Source organism: Nostoc sp. EspVER01 (genome assembly GCF_034530635.1).
Lineage (GTDB): Bacteria > Cyanobacteriota > Cyanobacteriia > Cyanobacteriales > Nostocaceae > Nostoc.
In genome coordinates, this window is record NZ_JAVRCS010000035.1 from 44,106 (window position 1) to 61,749 (window position 17,644).

13 protein-coding genes are annotated in these 17,644 nt (G+C 43.6%); 6 read left to right on the forward strand and 7 right to left on the reverse strand.

All coding sequences use genetic code 11. The features are described 5' to 3' along the window. Window positions 1-239 precede the first annotated feature (239 nt). A complete protein-coding gene (locus tag RMX69_RS23625; RefSeq protein WP_322638882.1) occupies window positions 240-1,991 on the forward strand; it encodes a serine/threonine-protein kinase in 1,752 nt (583 codons plus the stop codon). Here RMX69_RS23625 and RMX69_RS23630 read toward each other — a convergent pair. Continuing rightward, window positions 1,978-2,268 (reverse strand): SDR family NAD(P)-dependent oxidoreductase, encoded by a 291-nt coding sequence (locus tag RMX69_RS23630; RefSeq protein ID WP_289797564.1) that lies wholly within the window; start codon window positions 2,266-2,268, stop codon window positions 1,978-1,980. The two genes, RMX69_RS23625 and RMX69_RS23630, sit on opposite strands and share 14 nt — an antisense overlap. 204 nt (window positions 2,269-2,472) lie before the next feature. On the opposite strand from RMX69_RS23630, the gene RMX69_RS23635 reads away from it, so the two are divergent. After that, window positions 2,473-3,429, forward strand: coding sequence for an aldo/keto reductase (locus tag RMX69_RS23635; RefSeq protein WP_289797563.1), 957 nt, complete (start codon window positions 2,473-2,475; stop codon window positions 3,427-3,429). Window positions 3,430-3,536: 107 nt separating this feature from the next. Here RMX69_RS23635 and RMX69_RS23640 read toward each other — a convergent pair whose 3' ends face one another. Continuing rightward, window positions 3,537-4,193, reverse strand: coding sequence for a class I SAM-dependent methyltransferase (locus RMX69_RS23640; protein WP_322638883.1), 657 nt, complete (start codon window positions 4,191-4,193; stop codon window positions 3,537-3,539). 1,051 nt (window positions 4,194-5,244) lie between these two features. Here RMX69_RS23640 and ftsH4 point away from each other — a divergent pair. Next, on the forward strand, window positions 5,245-7,113 hold the full coding sequence (gene ftsH4, locus RMX69_RS23645) for an ATP-dependent zinc metalloprotease FtsH4 (protein ID WP_289797561.1): 1,869 nt from the start codon (window positions 5,245-5,247) through the stop codon (window positions 7,111-7,113). Window positions 7,114-7,286: 173 nt separating this feature from the next. Here the strand turns inward: ftsH4 and RMX69_RS23650 are convergent, their stop codons facing one another. The 3 genes from RMX69_RS23650 to RMX69_RS23660 form a co-directional block, all read right to left on the reverse strand. Beyond that, on the reverse strand, window positions 7,287-8,486 hold the full coding sequence (locus RMX69_RS23650) for an MFS transporter (RefSeq protein ID WP_322638884.1): 1,200 nt from the start codon (window positions 8,484-8,486) through the stop codon (window positions 7,287-7,289). Window positions 8,487-8,857: 371 nt separating this feature from the next. Continuing rightward, a complete protein-coding gene (gene moeB, locus RMX69_RS23655) occupies window positions 8,858-10,030 on the reverse strand; it encodes a molybdopterin-synthase adenylyltransferase MoeB (RefSeq protein WP_322638885.1) in 1,173 nt (390 codons plus the stop codon). Window positions 10,031-10,170: 140 nt separating this feature from the next. Next, on the reverse strand, window positions 10,171-10,629 hold the full coding sequence (locus RMX69_RS23660) for a M67 family metallopeptidase (RefSeq protein ID WP_322638886.1): 459 nt from the start codon (window positions 10,627-10,629) through the stop codon (window positions 10,171-10,173). A gap of 387 nt (window positions 10,630-11,016) precedes the next feature. Between RMX69_RS23660 and RMX69_RS23665 the strand changes: the two genes are divergently transcribed. After that, a complete protein-coding gene (locus RMX69_RS23665; RefSeq protein WP_322638887.1) occupies window positions 11,017-11,331 on the forward strand; it encodes a hypothetical protein in 315 nt (104 codons plus the stop codon). A gap of 88 nt (window positions 11,332-11,419) precedes the next feature. Then, entirely contained in the window at window positions 11,420-13,990 is a 2,571-nt protein-coding gene (ptsP, locus tag RMX69_RS23670; RefSeq protein ID WP_289797556.1) for a phosphoenolpyruvate--protein phosphotransferase, read from the forward strand. A gap of 287 nt (window positions 13,991-14,277) precedes the next feature. Here the strand turns inward: ptsP and RMX69_RS23675 are convergent, their stop codons facing one another. Beyond that, window positions 14,278-14,667, reverse strand: coding sequence for a hypothetical protein (locus tag RMX69_RS23675; protein WP_289797555.1), 390 nt, complete (start codon window positions 14,665-14,667; stop codon window positions 14,278-14,280). Between the two features lie 287 nt (window positions 14,668-14,954). Here RMX69_RS23675 and RMX69_RS23680 point away from each other — a divergent pair, with 287 nt between their 5' ends. Further along, complete coding sequence (locus RMX69_RS23680; protein WP_322638888.1) at window positions 14,955-16,184, forward strand: DUF4336 domain-containing protein; 1,230 nt, start codon at window positions 14,955-14,957, stop codon at window positions 16,182-16,184. Window positions 16,185-16,640: 456 nt separating this feature from the next. On the opposite strand, the gene RMX69_RS23685 is transcribed toward RMX69_RS23680, so the two are convergent. Next, window positions 16,641-17,036: a hypothetical protein gene (locus RMX69_RS23685; RefSeq protein ID WP_322638889.1), complete on the reverse strand. Its 396-nt coding sequence runs from the start codon at window positions 17,034-17,036 to the stop codon at window positions 16,641-16,643. Between the last annotated feature and the right edge of the window lie 608 nt (window positions 17,037-17,644).

A 17,644-nucleotide genomic window follows, 5' to 3' on the forward strand; every position in this document is an offset into this window, starting at 1 on the left:
AAGCTGTTGCGTATTTAATTTGTATATGCGATGCGGGCAAGATGCCCGCACTACAATAATTTTACGTTTTTGTGTTATACAATTTAGCTGCACATCAGCTTTTTACTACGCAAAAATACTTAAAAAAATTAGCTTGTATTTAAAGTATCAAAATTCTGGTTATTTATTTCTAAAGTATTCCGGAAACAGGAGGGAATGTCAGAAAAACTAGATAAAAGGACTTACTGAGTAACCAGGTCATGACCCACCACATAATCGGTAAATTACTACAAGGGCGTTACCAAGTTGTCCAAAGCCTCGGTGCAGGGGTGTTTGGACAAACATACATTGCTGTAGACGTAGATTATCCAGAGAATCCTAAATGCGTTATTAAGCAGATTAAAGTTAGCAGCTCCGAATCCGGCTACTTGGATATGTTGAGGTTACTGTTTCTGACTGAAACTGAAACCCTCAAGCTTCTGGGAAGCCATAACCAAATTCCTGAATTTATCGCCTGTTTTGAAGAAAACGAGCGATTTTATATAGTGCAAGAGTGTATTGAAGGACATGCGCTGACTGCGGAATTGCCCATCGAGCAACATTTCGGGTGTCTGTGGAGTGAAAGCGAAGTTGTAGAATTTTTGATAGATGTCTTAGGTATTCTAGAATTTGTTCACTCTCAAGGTGTGATCCATTGCGATATCAAACCGGAAAACTTGATCAGACGTACTGTTGATAACAAGTTAGTTCTGATTGACTTTGGCTCAATCCAGTCGATCGATTTTGGCATAGGTGCAGAATTGCCCATTTATAGAATTCCCGTCACTTCATTGGGATACATACCGCCAGAACAATTTATTGGTCAAACACAGCCCAACAGTGATATTTATGCTTTGGGTATGATTGCTATCCAAGCTTTAACAGGGCTAGAACCACTACAATTAAAAACCGATCCTTCTACTAATGAAATTTTTTGGCGTTCTCAAAACACGCCAGTTAACGATTATTTAGCTGCTGTTCTCAGCCAAATGATCCGTTATAATCACCAAGACCGCTTTCAGTCTGCGGGTGAAGTACTGCGGGTACTCAAACAAATAATTTGGGAACCTCTGCTATCAGAAACATTAGAGGAAGATTCTCAATTTTCCCTAGAAGTAGCAAAAAATCCTGCGTCTGGAAAATCATCGCCATTCTTAACAGGAATGAAAGTAGGATTGGCAGCTAATTCTTTATTGATGGGATTTGGTGTATATTCTTTAGTTAATACTGCACCTGCATATTCAGAAACAGATACTTTATTTAAAGCAAAAAAAGAATATCAAGCAGGAGATTTAGAAGAAGCGATCGCACTTGCTAAATCAATTCCTTCCCACAGCAATGTTTATCCAGAAGCACAAGCCACAATCGAAGAGTGGCAAGAGCAATGGCAAGTAGCTGCACAGCAATACGAAATAGCACAACTAGCTTTTCAGGAGAGCAGATGGTCAGATGTTCTTCATGCTGCTGCGAAAGTTCCCAAGATTTTATATTGGCAATCTAAAACAGATAAAATAGTTCAGAAAGCATCTGTAAACATTGAAGCACAAACGCAAGATTTATTAACAAAAGCTTACGAAAGAGCAGGTGAAAAAGATTTTTCTGCTGCGTTACAATATCTGCGTCAAATTCCTCAAGAAAGTCGTGCGGGTGCTTTAGTTCAAGACAAGTTAGCTGAATATAATCGCAAGCGGCAGATCAGAGCGGCCTACTTTTTACAGAAAGCCTATAAAAAAGCATCTATTGGTGATTTCGATCGTGCCGTCAAATTTCTTAGAAATATTCCCCAAGATACTCTAGTTTATGCTCAAGCTCAAGTCAAATTGAATGAGTATACTCAAAAACAACGCGTGGTAGCTGACTATCAAAGGATAGCTTCTGCAAAAAGAACAAATTTATTCGTCCCTAAAAGCTCAGTTACTAAGGTTGAATATCTTCAAGGAGTAAATTACCTTCAAGAGGTTAATATTCGGTAGGTTTCGTAGATGAGTTATAAGCAAGAAGCTTAAGGTCAGCGAATTCATAATTTGGATCGGAGTTCTGAGTCAGAGAACCTAAACCACTTGATAAATTCACTATTCGCCCTGCTTTTGATTTCTTTAAAAGTGGCAACAACGCTTTTGTAACTGCAAACACTCCAAATACATTCGTTTCATAAGTATGTCGTAGTGTTTCAATATCAACTTGACTAGGCAAAAGGCGTAGTTTACCGCCGTAGGCATCGCCATCACTTATTATTCCAGCATTGTTCACAAGGAAGGATATCAAGTTTTCCGAATTCGCTCTCGATTTGTTTAGCCGCAGAGTCGGTAATTACGAATTACGAATTACGAATTATTTTAAGAGTGGTTGGCTGTCGTGTTTGCACCAGTAGTAATTCACACCTCAGATAGCTGTTGAGATAATTTTTGCAGCGTAAAGTAACAATTGACTCAGAAATTCTTGAAGAAGGTAGATATGCAAACCAAACAGCTTGGCAATTCGGAGCTTAACATTACCCCAATCGGCTTTGGTGCTTGGGCAATTGGTGGAGGTGGATGGGCTTTTGGTTGGGGAGAGCAAGATGACCAGGAATCGATCGCTGCGATCAATCGCGCTCTTGACCTTGGCGTTAATTGGATTGACACCGCAGCTATTTATGGTTTAGGGCATTCTGAAGAGGTTGTTGCTAAAGCGCTCAAAGGTCGATCTAGTCGCCCCTATGTTTTCACTAAATGCTCAATGATCTGGGATGAAAAGGGCGAAATTAGTCGCAGTCTCAAAGCGGATTCTGTGCGGCGGGAGGTTGAAGCCAGTCTGCGCCGACTCAACATTGAAACCATCGACCTCTACCAAATCCACTGGCCTAACCCTGATTCAGACATCGAAGAAGGCTGGACAACTTTGGCCAAGCTCAAAGATGAGGGTAAGGTTCGCTATATCGGAGTTTCCAATTTCAATGTCGAACAGTTGAAACGTATCCAGGAGATTGCACCAGTTACGTCATTGCAACCGCCTTATTCACTGGTGAAGCGTGATGTCGAAAAGGAAATTCTGCCTTTTGCTTTGGAAAATAATATAGGTGTGATTGTGTATTCACCTATGCAATCTGGTTTGCTTACAGGAAAGATGACACCTGAGCGGGTTGCTAATTTCCCAGATGATGATTGGCGCAAAAATAGTAGTGAATTTCAGGAGCCACGTCTATCTCGTAACCTGAAGTTAGTTGAGGTGTTGCAACACATTGGTAAACAACACGATCGCTCCCCAGGTGAAGTAGCGATCGCTTGGACTTTAAATAATCCGGCGGTGACTGCGGCGATCGTTGGCGGACGCAATCCTAAGCAGGTGGAAGGAATCATTGGTGCTGGAGACTTTCGCCTCAATCAGCAAGAACTAAATGATATTGATACTTTCCTGCGCGAGAATCCATAAAATCTCTGGTGGAAAACCTCATAAACCCCACGGCTTTAGGGACTTCCAAATCAAAAAATATCCAACTATTTCTTGGAAATCCCTTAGTCGGGGGTTTATTCATACTTTTATTTTGTCGCTACACCGATAATATGAGGACTAACAATTGGTAATTGCGCATCAAATCGCTCATAATGGATGCTACTAAAACCAGCATTTCCTAATGCTATCCAAGTTTCTCTATCTGGATGACAACCGTCACCTATCACTTTCCAAATCGGACTAACTGTGTTTTGGATTTGTCGCAATAAACTTCCTTGAGGTGCGGCAACATGTTCAATAAATAAGAAGCGTCCACCTGGTTTAAGTACTCTTAAAATTGCCTGCAATGTATAATCTATATTTGGCACTGAACACAAAACCAATGTACTAACAACAGTATCTATACTGTTATCTTCAGCATCTAACCATTCAGCATTACCAATGCGGAGGTCGATATTTAAACCCAGTTTTTCTGCTTGTCTTTGGAGAGAGGAATGCGTATGTGAGTTTGTCCCGATTCCTATCCAATGGATATCTTTAGGATAGTAGGGTAAGTTAGCGCCTGTTCTGGGACCAATTTCTAACACTTTACCTTGGACATTAGCAAAAAGAGAACGTTTGCGATCGCTGACAATTCTATCATATTTACTACTATTTGAAGTCATCATCCAGGCAAAAAAATGTTTACCAAGGTTTGCAAAAATATTATTTTTTGAATCTCCAATAATTTGGTTTACAGTCATTATCTACTTCCTAATTTTTGAGCCGAGAAATTGGGGTGCTAAACAACTATTTGATAGCCTCAAGGTACAATATTTCGTGTTTGTTGTACCTCACCCATTAGACTCACCTGATAGGATGAATTTAATAACCTATTACGCGTAGCAGACTGACCGTAAGATATCACAGAAATGACAAAAGGATAGAGGCGTTTATATATACGATGATGAACCATCGCTATTAATATATCTTCAGTATTTCGCCCTTCAGAACGAGCTTATTTAATGCACTATACTTTCCGTATTAGTAATAATGAAATTGCTGCCAAAGATGTTCCATCCATACCTAATATCTAGCGATCGCCCCCACTGGTCGCATGATGGACATTAGACCTCTTGCAAAAATATGTTTTTGCACTCTTAGGGAAAAGGGTAAAGGTTAAAGGGAAAGGATTTTGAGTTTCTTTACCCTTTTCCCCGACAAATGCCAAGAAGTCTATTAATGGCTAGGAGGAACCGCATATATGCAACGCCGAATTCAGGAGTGGAGCAAGAAAAGCTCCGCCAAGGCTCCAGAATAACTCTTAGTGGGGGATTTTTATTTGCGTCTCCCAATCTCTGCATATTTTTTGAGTACGGTAAACCGTATTTGCTCGTTAGTTCACAAAGATTAATTAAATTGTTAAGTTTAGTTACATAAATAAGTAAAAAAATGCTGCGAACATCGCTAAATGGGAGAAATTATGAGAAACGGTAGTATACTTAAAGATCGAGACAAGCTCAACAACTTTGCCTTATCGTTAGCGAGTCTTAGGGCTAACGAGCATCATGAGCCTTACAGCCCGTCGTAGACATTGCTCAGATGCTAATATACCAGCATTTTTGACTAGTCTTTAATCAAGTTTATCAGAGCGTTAAGGGAAACAAGGAACAGGAGGAAGCAGAGAAGCAGGGAGCAGGGGAGCAGAGGGGAAGTTGTAGTAAGTCTTTCCCCTCTGCCCCTCCACACGCCTGCCTATTGTCCCTATGCCCAATTTTCAAGTTAGTTTTCATTATTTAAGGATCGGTAACATCTATGGGAATTAAAGAACAGCCTAAGTCACCTCGGTTTCGGATCGTTGCTAATATATTACTGGCAGTATCCGGCTTATTCCTGCTCCTAAATTTATTTTTGCCTGGTTTATTTGCTTCCGGCCCTGCTGGTGTTCCCTATAGCCTATTTATTCATCAAGTACAGGAAGGGGAAGTTAGCCGTGTTTCTGTTGGTCAAAACCAGATTATTTACCAACTAAAAACAGAAAATTCCGAGCCGGGCCAGGTGTTTGCAACTACACCAATCTTTGATTTAGAGTTACCCAAACTGCTAGAAGAAAAGGGAGTTGAGTTCGCTGCTACACCGCCACCCAAAAATACTTGGTTTACAACCCTCTTGAGTTGGGTGATTCCACCACTGATTTTTATTGGTATTTGGCAGTTCTTTCTCGCTCGTGGTGGTGGTGGCGGTGGCCCCCAAGGTGCGCTTTCCATTGGTAAGAGCAAAGCTAAGGTTTACGTTGAAGGCGAATCTGCTAAAATCACCTTTGCAGATGTGGCTGGGGTAGAAGAAGCGAAAACTGAGTTGGTGGAAATTGTGGATTTCCTCAAGACTCCAGCACGCTTTACGCAAATCGGCGCTAGGATTCCCAAAGGTGTGTTGTTAGTTGGCCCTCCGGGTACTGGTAAGACACTTTTAGCGAAAGCCGTAGCAGGAGAAGCAGGAGTTCCATTTTTCAGCATCTCTGGTTCTGAGTTTGTGGAATTGTTTGTCGGTGTAGGTTCTTCCAGAGTGCGGGATTTGTTTGAACAAGCCAAAAAACAAGCTCCCTGTATTGTATTCATTGATGAATTAGATGCAATTGGTAAGTCTCGTAGCAGTAACGGCTTCTACGGTGGTAACGATGAGCGCGAACAAACCCTTAACCAATTACTAACTGAGATGGATGGGTTTGCAGCTGGGGATGCAACAGTGATTGTCCTCGCAGCTACCAACCGCCCCGAAACCCTAGACCCGGCATTGCTGCGTCCAGGCCGTTTCGACCGTCAAGTATTGGTAGACCGTCCCGATTTATCTGGTCGTGAAGCAATTCTCAAGATTCACGCTCAAAAGGTAAAATTAGGAGATGATGTAAATTTAAAAGCGATCGCTACTCGTACCCCCGGTTTTGCTGGCGCAGATTTGGCAAACTTGGTAAACGAAGCCGCATTATTAGCAGCGCGCAATCTCCGTGAAAGTGTTGCTCAAGAAGACTTTGCTGAAGCAATTGAGCGGGTAGTCGCCGGTTTAGAGAAGAAGAGTCGTGTGATGAACGAGACTGAGAAAAAGATTGTTGCATACCATGAAGTTGGTCACGCAATGGTCGGGGCGCTCACAACAGGAAACGGTCGTGTAGAAAAGATTTCGATTATTCCTCGTGGGATGGCAGCTTTGGGCTACACTCTGCAATTACCAACTGAAGACCGCTTTTTAATGAATGAACACGAACTGCGGGGTCAGATTGCAACTTTGTTGGGTGGACGTTCCGCTGAAGAGATTGTGTTTAACAGTATTACCACAGGTGCTTCCAACGATTTGCAACGAGCAACTGACTTGGCAGAACGGATGGTAACAGCTTATGGTATGAGCAAAGTCTTAGGGCCATTAGCTTACCAACAAGGACAACAAGCAGCATTCCTGGGTAATGGTGGTGCTAATCCCCGGCGGGCAGTAAGTGAAGACACATCCAAAGCCATTGATAGAGAAGTCAAGGAAATCGTGGAAACAGCCCACGAACAAGCCCTAGAGATTCTCAGACAGAATCGAGACTTGCTAGAAGCGATCGCTACTCAACTCTTAGAAACAGAGGTCATTGAAGGCGAAAAATTGCACGATTTGTTGAGTCAAGTTAAACCCGTAACTCATTCGTAATACAACTCTTGGAGAGGCTGCGCCCGAAGCGTAGCTATGCCGCAGGCTTTACGGCTACGCGGTAGTTGAATCTCGACTTCGCTCGATTACCGCGCAGTCGAAACTCAGTACAAGTTCGTAATTCGTAATTCATACATAGAGGGACGCAGAAGATAACTTTGCGTCCCTCTGCGTTAAACCTCTGCGTTCCTTTGCGTTTCAGAAATGCCACTCACCGCAATGCAAACACCAGCCAGGAAAAATGCTAATCCACCTCCAACAGCACCAAAAAAAGGTGTTATCTGTTGCGGTTGGGGAAATATAACGCCAAACAAACTCATCGCTAAAGCAAACCCACCAAAATACATCCCAATTCCTAATCCCGCCCAGCGCTGGGGTACTAATCCTAAAGCAAAAGGAATTGCGCCGTTGACAATTAAACTAAAGCTCGCAACGATTACTACAATTATCGGAATTTGTGCGCCCAGAGATATCATTATCAATAACGAAGGAATGATTGCACAGATTCCACAAAGCATTGCTTGACTATTACCAATTTTGACGGCGAAGATTCCTGCTGGTATGCTGGCAATTGCGATCGCTAATCCAATCCACACCATTTGCACATCAATATTATCAGTATTCAGTTGGGCTTTCAGCACTTTACCCAAGACATCCATGAGAAATCGGATACCCCACGCTACACCGAAACCAGTTCCTAAAATCAAAGCCAATTTCTCTAAGGGCAACTTTACCGTTTCTGCTTGGTGTCTATCTACTGGTACTTCTGGGGGATTGACTAACCGCAACACAGCCGCCGCCCCCAGCATCACAAAAGAACCGAGCGCAAAGGTATAAACTGGCCCTAAACTCAGAATAAACTTGTTGCTTATCGGTCTAAAAGCCCCAATCGCACCGCCTACCAAAGTGACAAAACTTACTGCTAGAGGTAACTGGGCTGGTGTCGAATACATCCCCAATAGGCACATGACTGGAGAGCGAAATATTGTCATTGCCAATGCCCAGGCTACCAATACTATAGGTAAGAGCGATCGCATCACGGTAGTGGGCGGGATCAAACTTACAACGCATGGTATGGCAATAAACAAAGCCGATGCCAGAATCATACCTACTGAGATAAAAGGAAACCGAGTTCCTACCCAGCGTCTAGCTTGGTCTGAAAGTCCACCCATCACTGGTTCCAGCACCGCACCTAAAGCATTTTCGACTAGCACCAAACCAACTGCCAATGAGGCCGGAAAACCAAACTGAGTCAAAAGTTGCGGCAAATAAATATTATAAATTAACCACGAGAGGGTAATTGCTCCCTGCACCGCTGCCAACACCCAAACTTGCACCCATAAAATATTGAAATGAGATTTCGAGATAGTCAAGTCGCTTCGCTCCAATTAAAAATTAAAAATTAAAAATTATTAATTAAAAATTTCAAGACGCTCTCTACGAGACGCTGCGCCTAGCTTGCTTCTTTGCAGGAGTACGTGGCCTCGCTAACATTACGCTATCTATCATTGTTAGCTCTGTACCAAAATTAATTAATTAAAAATAGAATAATTTTTAACTTTTAATTCTAAAAACGTCATCAGCAGATGGGAAGTGGGGATTTAAACTGCAAACTCGCTCTGCTCACGGCAGAAGAAGAGGGGGAAAGGGAAAAGGTTAAAGGGAAAAGGACAGATATTCTCCTTTCCCCTTTCACCCTTCCCCTTTAACCCTTCCTTGTGCCTTCTGCCTCCTGCCTCTCTTGTTAATACTCCGGAACTGACGGATCGATTTCTTTACTCCAAGCGGTAATTCCGCCTTTGACATTCGTCCCGACAATCCCGGCTTCCTTGAGAATCGCTAGGGCTTTTGCCGATCGCCCGCCCATCTTACAATGAGCAATTAAGCGGTGGCCGTTCAATATTTCCTTCACCTTAGCAACACCATTCCCATTTTCAATGTCTGGTAAAGGAACCAACACTGAACCCGGAATCTTGGCAATGTCGTACTCATGGGGGTTGCGGACATCCAGCAGTACAAAATCCTTCGCACCGCTATCCAACAATTCCTTCAAATCCTTGACAGTCATTTCTTGACTTTCCATCTGCTGTTTTGCCTCCTCTGCCTTAGCTTGTGGAATCCCGCAGAATTCTTCGTAGTCTATCAGCTTTTCAATTACTGGGCGAATCGGGTTCGGACGGAGCTTTAACTCCCGAAATTTCATATCCAAGGCGTTGTATAGCAGCAATCGCCCGCTAAGAGTGTTACCTTGTCCGAGAATGATTTTAACAGTTTCGGTTGCTTGGATTAAACCAATAATTCCTGGCAAAATTCCTAAGACGCCACCTTCTGCACAAGAAGGAACCATCCCTGGTGGTGGTGGTTCTGGGAAAAGGTCACGATAATTTGGCCCACCTTCGTAATTAAATACACTAGCTTGCCCTTCAAAGCGTAAAATTGAACCGTAGACGTTGGGCTTATTCAGCAATACGCAGGCGTCGTTAACTAGATATCTGGTGGGGAAGTTATCAGTACCATCCACTACGATATCGTAAGGTTGAATCAGCTCTAGGGCGTTTTCGGAAGTCAGACGAGTTTCGTATAAATCAACCTGACAATAGGGGTTAATCTCGTGAATGCGGTTTTTTGCCGATTCAATCTTGGGTTTACCCACCCAGGATGTCCCGTGAATTACTTGGCGTTGCAGATTAGAAGTATCGACAACATCAAAATCGACAATCCCGATGCGTCCAACACCCGCCGCCGCCAAATATAAAAGTAATGGTGAACCGAGTCCACCTGTACCGATACACATTACACTAGCGGCTTTCAGGCGCTTCTGTCCTTCTAGTCCTACTTCCGGTAAAATCAGGTGTCGGGAGTAGCGTTCGTAATCGTCTTTGGTCAACTGGATTTCGTCCAGATTGGGATTGAGCATAGCAGTTATGATGTGGGAAAGCGGAATATTAATCCTATCGAAAAACTGGATCTTATATAGAGATAGGAGTGGTAAAGACGAATTTTCATTTGTGGTGGCGGCGAAAACCGCGATGAATGACTGTCTTTAAACCAAGTCAGTTATTTTATATTTTCAATTGCCTCTATTTGAAACTGATGAGTATCATCAAGGCTCCAACTTTTTAGTTCTCCAGCTTTGCCGTTTTGGACGGAAACTATTATATACGAGTATCCCTGCCAAGCGTATAGGCGATCGCATTCTGAGGGTATAGCAGGATGATCTGGATGGGAGTGAAAAATGCCGATAATATTCAATGAGCGATCGCGAGCTTCCCTTTGTGTTTTTAACATAACTTCGGGTGCGATCGTATATTGCCGTCTTTTACTTTCTGTTGTGCGTCCCCCTGGAAACTCAGCAGCCGCTTCTGTATTCCAAGCATTTTCTGTTGGCATGACTTCTACCACAGTTTTGCCCTCATTAGCCAGATAGCCTAAAATTATACCACAGCACTCATCTGGGTAGGTGCTTTCGGCATGAGTGCGGATGGTTTGCAAGTGTTTTTGACTAAGTTGGATCATGTCTGCGTTCGGAATTTTAATCGCCTATAGTAAATACCGTCATGCGTGGGTGAGCATTTACCGCAGGCATCACAACTCATTAGCCTTAAAGTAGTAACAACAACTTTTTGTGGAATTGCGATCGCAAGACGATGAATGCTCTAATCAATTTACTGCTTTTTTTGTTGCCGATTCTGAGTAGCTTTTCCCGGATTTCTCACCACACCTCTTAAAGCCCGCGCAAGTGCCGGGGAAAACTAATGAGTAAGAAGTAATAAGTAATAAGTTTTTACTCATTACTCATTACTCCTTACTCATTACTCCTTACTCCTTACTCATTACTTTAAAGCATTGCGTGAAGCACGGGGCTTCTCTACGAGACGCTTCGCGAACAGACCCAAATATGTGGTGAAAAATGCGATTGTCACTTACCGATATAGCGATCATCCGGCAAAAGTATTAGCCAAAATCTCAATTAGTCAGCCAGTTGATAAAGTACTTCCAAAGAAGGATCAACCTTTTTTAATATTGTGGCGGGATAATTTTGACAGCGATGTCTCGATTAAGTTGTACGATGGGAACAAACTTATCCAAAACATTTCTTCCCGTACTGCTAGCGATGGAGTTTATGAGTGGAAACCACCTATTTCCGTAAAAGAAGGCTATTTTATTCGTATTTTTAGCTGGAAAGACCGGAATATTTTTGGGCAGTTGCAATTGTAATAAAGATTAGCGCTATTTTTAGCGGTGCGGAATGAGAAAATGAAATGGATAACTAGCTAAACGCAAACCTCTCAATAAGGTTGACGGTGTGGCAGGGATCGGAATTGTTATCGTTTCTCACAGTAGACAACTAGCTTTGGGTGTGCGGGAACTCGCCGCGCAGATGGTTCAGAACCAAGTTCCCATTGCTGTTGCAGCAGGTATTGAAGATCCGGAAAATCCATTGGGTACAGATCCGATTCAGGTTTATGAGGCGATCGCTTCTGTTTTTTCTGATGATGGTGTCTTGGTGTTGATGGATTTGGGTAGTGCTTTGCTGAGTGCGGAAATGGCAATCGAGTTTCTGCCAGAAGCACAGCAGGAGAAAGTGTATTTGTGTGAAGCACCTCTAGTAGAAGGCGCGATCGCTGCTGTGGTGGCGGCGGCGGCTGGTAGAGATATTCATCAAGTTATGGCGGAAGCACGCGGGGCACTTCTCGCCAAAGCAACTCAATTGGGTGTAGTTAGTAGGCCGTTGTCTGTTGTCAGCCCAATAACAACCAATATAGAATCCCCAACGCGAGAAATCCGGCTGCTTGTGAGCAATCGCTTAGGATTACACGCCCGCCCCGCCGCCCAGTTTGTGGCAACCGCAGCCCGGTTTCAATCTCAAATTCTGGTACGGAATTTAACGAGAAATACTGAGCTAGTCAGGGGTGACAGTATTAACCAAGTCACAACTTTAGGGGTACGTCAAGGACACGAATTGGTGATTACTGCCACTGGTTCTGATGCAGATGAGGCGCTAGCGGCATTACAGGGATTATTCGCAAATAACTTTGGTGAGGCAGCCCAGTCTTATTGTTCCAACAAAGAGGGACTGCCGAACCCGGAGAGTGAAGATAATGTTACTTTGAATTCTCCACCAGCATTTCACCATGAAGTTACACCAACAACTCACGGCGAACTTTCGGGAATTGCAGCTTCCGCTGGAGTAGCGATCGCACCTGTTGTTCATTATCAACCTACCCACATTTCTATTACGGAATACCACGTAAACGATCCTGATGCAGAGTGGCAACGATTACAGGCAGCGATCAACACTGCCCGACAAGAAATTCAAGCAGTTTTTTCCCAAGCATCTCTGCAAATTGGTGATGCTGAAGCCGCCATCTTTGATGCCCAACTACTATTTTTAGAAGATCCAGTACTGTTGGAAGCGGCTCATCAGCGCATTTTAGACAACCATATAAATGCTGAAGCCGCTTGGCAAGCTGTAGTCGATGAAGTAGCGACTTCCTACCGCGCACTTGAGGATTCTTATCTGCAAGAGCGCGTTGACGATGTTGTGGATGTCGGGCGAAGAGTGCTGCGATTACTAGGTGGGAAGGCTCCGGCTAACCTGCATCTTGAGTCACCCGCCATTTTGGTGGCGACTGATTTAACCCCCTCAGATACCGCTGGACTAGATCCGACAAAGGTGTTGGGTATTTGTACGACTTTAGGCAGTGCCACATCTCACAGCGCAATTATCGCCCGGACATTAGGTATTCCCGCAGTTCTGGGAGTGGATGCCCAAGTGTTGCACTTGGTAGATGGTACACTAATGGCGCTTGATGGTGAAAGTGGCAAAGCTTGGGTAGAACCAGAATCACATATCCTGGATTTACTGGCAGCAAAGCAGTCAGCTTGGCAAACTGCCCAACAGGAAGCACGAGCTACGGCACATCAGCCAGCAATTACTCATGATGGTCGGCAAGTTAGCGTTTTTGCCAACATTGGTAGTATTAGTGATGTGCAAGTTGCGGTGGCTAGCGGTGCAGAAGGGGTGGGACTACTCCGCACAGAGTTTCTCTATCTTGATAGGACAAGTGCCCCCACTGAAGAAGAACAACTAGAAGTGTATCAGGCGATCGCTCAAGTTTTAGATAATCGTCCGCTAATTATTCGTACCCTCGATGTCGGTGGTGATAAGCCGCTTCCCTATATCAGAGTAGGGTTTCCAGAAGCTAACCCTTTTTTGGGTTGGCGGGGAATTCGTTTCTGTTTAGATCGTCCAGAACTCTTCAAAACTCAGTTACGGGCAATTTTGAGGGCTAGTGTGGGACACCAAATTAAGATCATGTTGCCGATGATTGCTACTGTAACTGAAATACGTGCAGCTAAGGTAATTTTGGGTGAAGTGCAAGCTGAATTAACTCAAGCTGGTATCGCATTTGATGCAGCGATGAAAGTGGGGATTATGGTGGAGGTTCCCTCAGCGGTTGCGATCGCCGATCAATTAGCTGCTGAAGTAGACTTCTTTAGTATAGGTACTAACGACCTGAGTCAGTACGTCATGGCTAGCGATCGCACTAATCCCCGCGTGGCAAATTTGGTTGATGCGCTAAATCCAGCCGTGTTACGAATGCTGCAACAAACTGTCCAAGCTGCCCATGCAGCGGGGATTTCGGTAGGATTATGTGGAGAATTGGCAGCAGATACTTTAGCAACACCAATTTTATTAGGTTTAGGGCTGGATGAATTGAGCGTCAATCCCCAAAGTATACCTGGAGTGAAGCAAGCGATCGCTCGCTTAAGTATAGTTGAAAGTGAAGCGATCGCGGCATCAGCATTACAACAAGATTCCGCAAAGGATGTTAGAGAACTAATCTCAACTTCAATTACTCCCCCTGCATAATTAATTTGTAATTAATAATGAAGTTGGGAGAACGTCATTAGGGACTTCCAACTAAAAAAAATATCCCATCGCTATCTAGGCAGGGGAGCATACTTCTCTACGAGAGGCTGCACTTCGACTACGCTCTGTTACCACGCCAACGACTACGCCCTTCGGCTACGCTCAGGACAAGCTCAGTAACCGGGGGGCAGGGGGCAGGGGGAGAAAGAAAAATATTATCTGAGTAAATTGGATAATTTATTTTTTGGAAGTCCCTTACGAATTACGAATTACGAATTACGAATTAATTAAAATCTTATTCCCAGTTGCCCATTAAAGCCACGAATAGAATTGTAACCAGCACCGACAAAAACGTTATTAGTAGCACCTACCTGAACGCCACCTGAAACTGCAACACCTTTATCCTCTGAATAAAGTCCAACTCCTACATAAGGTGAAATTACAGGCAAATTGATAAATTTTAAAACATCAACTCCCGTAGCACCATCAGGGCCAGTTCCCACTTCAACCCCGAAATTCAAAGCCCTCGCTCCGACGGCATAAGTTACATCACCATCTTTTCCACCGACTGAAACCCAAGGTTGCGGTATCAGTTGAGCCGATGCTTGACTGGGGGCAAACAAAGTTAGCAAACCTATAGATGTAATTAATGTTTTAGCAATAATCGCTATTTTCACGATGTTCTCCGATTAATTGTTTTTACGATTTATACCAATTCTTTATGAAGACGCATAAAAAGAACCCCAGTGCCGTAACATCTCCTTTTGGTAATACCATTTGCAAAAAAATCTACAGATGCAAAGCTGGAAATCCAGATTAAATATAACCCCTCTTAATTACGAATTACTAATTACGTAGCTTACTTCTTACCTTTGGCAAGTATTGCGAATTACAAATTGGTATTATTATCTCAACAATTTGCTAAAAACAATTTGAGTATTGGGAATTTGGAGGGGGTTGCAGAGTGGCTGATGAACGCATAGTCAATACACAACAGATTCATCCAAAGGATTTTTCCTGGGGATTATGGCCTGTTGTGCCACTCTACCCCTATGGTAGGCGGCAGACAATTCGTCAAGAAGTGCTTAAAGACACAATCTGGAATTTTGATCAGATTCAAGGCATTTTCTACGTTGTTGTCCCGATTCGCATGACTGTTGTGAAACTGGAAACCGGCGGTCTTCTCGTCTATGCACCTGTTGCACCAACCCCAGAGTGCATCAGACTTATGAATGAGTTGGTAGCGAAATATGGAAGCATTAAGTACATCATTCTGCCAACTATCTCTGGTATAGAACACAAAGTTTTTGTTGGCCCCTTCGCCAGATACTTTCCGACTGCACAGGTGTTTGTAGCTCCCCATCAGTGGAGTTTTCCGCTAAATCTTCCCCTTAGCTGGCTTGGCTTACCCCCAAAACGAACTCAAGTACTTCCAGAAGATAGTAGCAAAACACCCTTTGCTGACGAGTTTGATTATGCAATGCTGGGCCCCATCGGTCTTGGCCCTGGTAGGTTTGCGGAAGTTGCTTTTTTCCACAAGCGATCGCATACTCTATTAGTCACGGATTCTGTACTTTCGATCCCAGAAGATCCACCTGCGATCGTTCTCTTAGATTCATATCCTTTATTATTCCATGCCAAGGATTATGCTTCTGATATTGTTGTAGATAGTCAGGCAAATCGCCGTAAGGGTTGGCAGCGCATCTGTTTGTTTGCTTTGTATTTTCAACCAAGGGCATTAGATATACGCCAATGGAGTCAGGTATTGCAAGATGCCTTGAAAGCTCCAGAACGCTCAAGGAAAGCTTATTTTGGATTATATCCCTTTAAATGGCAGTCAGATTGGCAGCGATCGTTTGATGCCCTGCGAGGTGATGGGCGTTTGTTTGTCGCACCAATTTTACAAACGTTGATTCTCAACCGCGCACCACAAGAAACCATTGACTGGGCTGATAAAGTTGCAAGTTGGGACTTCGAGCGAATTATTTCTTGCCATTTTGATTCACCAATTAAAGCTAAACCGCATCAGTTTCGCCAAGCTTTCTCTTTTTTAGAAAAGCGGCCTGCTGTCAGTGGGGGTTTGTTCGGTAGTAGCAGCTATCCTTTACCAGAGGAGGATTTTAAAGCACTTAGGGAAATCGATGCAGGTTTAAATAAGTTTGGCATTGTGCCAGCAGCCAAGGAGAAGGTGTAAGAGTAACAATAAGGGACTTCCAAATAAAAAAATATCCAATTAACTCCTGTGGGGTGGGCGACACGAGAGCCCAGTTTATATGGCGCTCATGTTGCCCACCCCACAATATAGCGGTTCTCAGTTGAGTGAGGTACAAGAACCCCACCCCCAACCCCCTCCCCGCTCTTCGCTACGGTGTACACACAAGTCTTTAAGAGTTGCCCCATAAGCTTTTGATCCCCCCAACCCCCCTTAAAAAGAGGGGGGCAAAAACCTCTCAAAGTCCTCCTTTTTAAGGAGGATTTAGGAGGATCTACAACATTATGGTTTTGTAGAGAGATGTGTGTACACCGTAGCCGCTCTTCGAGAGGAGGCTAAGATGTACCTCATGTGATTAGGAAACGCTATATTGGATAATTGATTTCTTGGAGTTTCCTAAATAAGTCGGCAAGCTTAATTTACTGGGCTGCACCACTACTATACAGTTTTAGCATTCTCATCTGATGCTTGTTCTGCAACATTTTTCAAGCGGCTCGACCTGATTTTGCGGATGCGATCGCTATTGCGGACACCACCTGCCATCTCATATTCGCGGCTGTCTTTGCCGTACTTGATAGCAACCACCATCAGCATTTTCTCAGAAAGCTGACTCAAGTTTTTTTCCATCTCTTCAATTTCAGTTCTAGAAGAGTCAACCATAGAAAGAGCAGTATTATAAACATCAAGTTTGTTATGTAACTGCTCAATTGACTCAATCAATTTTTCCAGACTAGAATTTTCATCAAATTTGATGCTTGGAACAATTGATTTTAATCCGGCAGCTCTTAACTGAGCTTTTTCTAAAATGCGAGATGTGCGTTTTAGACGAGACATAAATTTATTTCTTTAAGATACTTATAGAGCTAGCTTGCCTTATTTAAACTGCATTTCGGCTCAGGGTAACTCACAATTTTTTCTAATCAACTTTTGAGGTGATACCAGTAATTTTCCGGTATTTCATCACCACATATTTGGGTCTGTTCGCGAAGCGTCTCGTAGAGAAGCCCCGTGCTTCACACAATGCTTTAAAGTAATGAGTAAGGAGTAAGGAGTAAGGAGTAAGGAGTAATGAGTAATGAGTGGATGAAAAATGGGTATTTACTCATTACTTATTACTTATTACTTATTACTCCAGAATCACCGCGCCTTTAGGTCGGTGAGAAACACCTCTCCCCTACAAGGAGAGAGGCTTTGATTTCTCCCCCTTCCCTTGTAGGGAAGGGGGCTGGGGGGTTAGGTTTTCCGTTGGCTTTTCCACATGACGTGAAAACTCAGGAAGACCGTTCCCGTAAACCCGGAGACTGCTCCCGTGAACCTGGAGACCGCTCCCGTGAACCCAAAAACCGCTCCTGTGAACCTGGAGACCGCTCCCGTGAACCCGGAGACCGTTCCCATGAACCTGGAGACCGCTCCCGTGAACCCGGAGACCGTTCCCATGAACC

What these genes read in the sequence shown, in the direction of transcription:
- RMX69_RS23625 (WP_322638882.1), top strand. Translation starts at nt 240, where the DNA reads ATGACCCACCACATAATCGGTAAATTACTACAAGGGCGTTACCAAGTT.
- RMX69_RS23635 (WP_289797563.1), top strand. Translation starts at nt 2,473, where the DNA reads ATGCAAACCAAACAGCTTGGCAATTCGGAGCTTAACATTACCCCAATC.
- RMX69_RS23640 (WP_322638883.1), bottom strand. Translation starts at nt 4,193, where the DNA reads ATGACTGTAAACCAAATTATTGGAGATTCAAAAAATAATATTTTTGCA.
- ftsH4 (WP_289797561.1), top strand. Translation starts at nt 5,245, where the DNA reads ATGGGAATTAAAGAACAGCCTAAGTCACCTCGGTTTCGGATCGTTGCT.
- moeB (WP_322638885.1), bottom strand. Translation starts at nt 10,030, where the DNA reads ATGCTCAATCCCAATCTGGACGAAATCCAGTTGACCAAAGACGATTAC.
- RMX69_RS23660 (WP_322638886.1), bottom strand. Translation starts at nt 10,629, where the DNA reads ATGATCCAACTTAGTCAAAAACACTTGCAAACCATCCGCACTCATGCC.
- RMX69_RS23685 (WP_322638889.1), bottom strand. Translation starts at nt 17,036, where the DNA reads ATGTCTCGTCTAAAACGCACATCTCGCATTTTAGAAAAAGCTCAGTTA.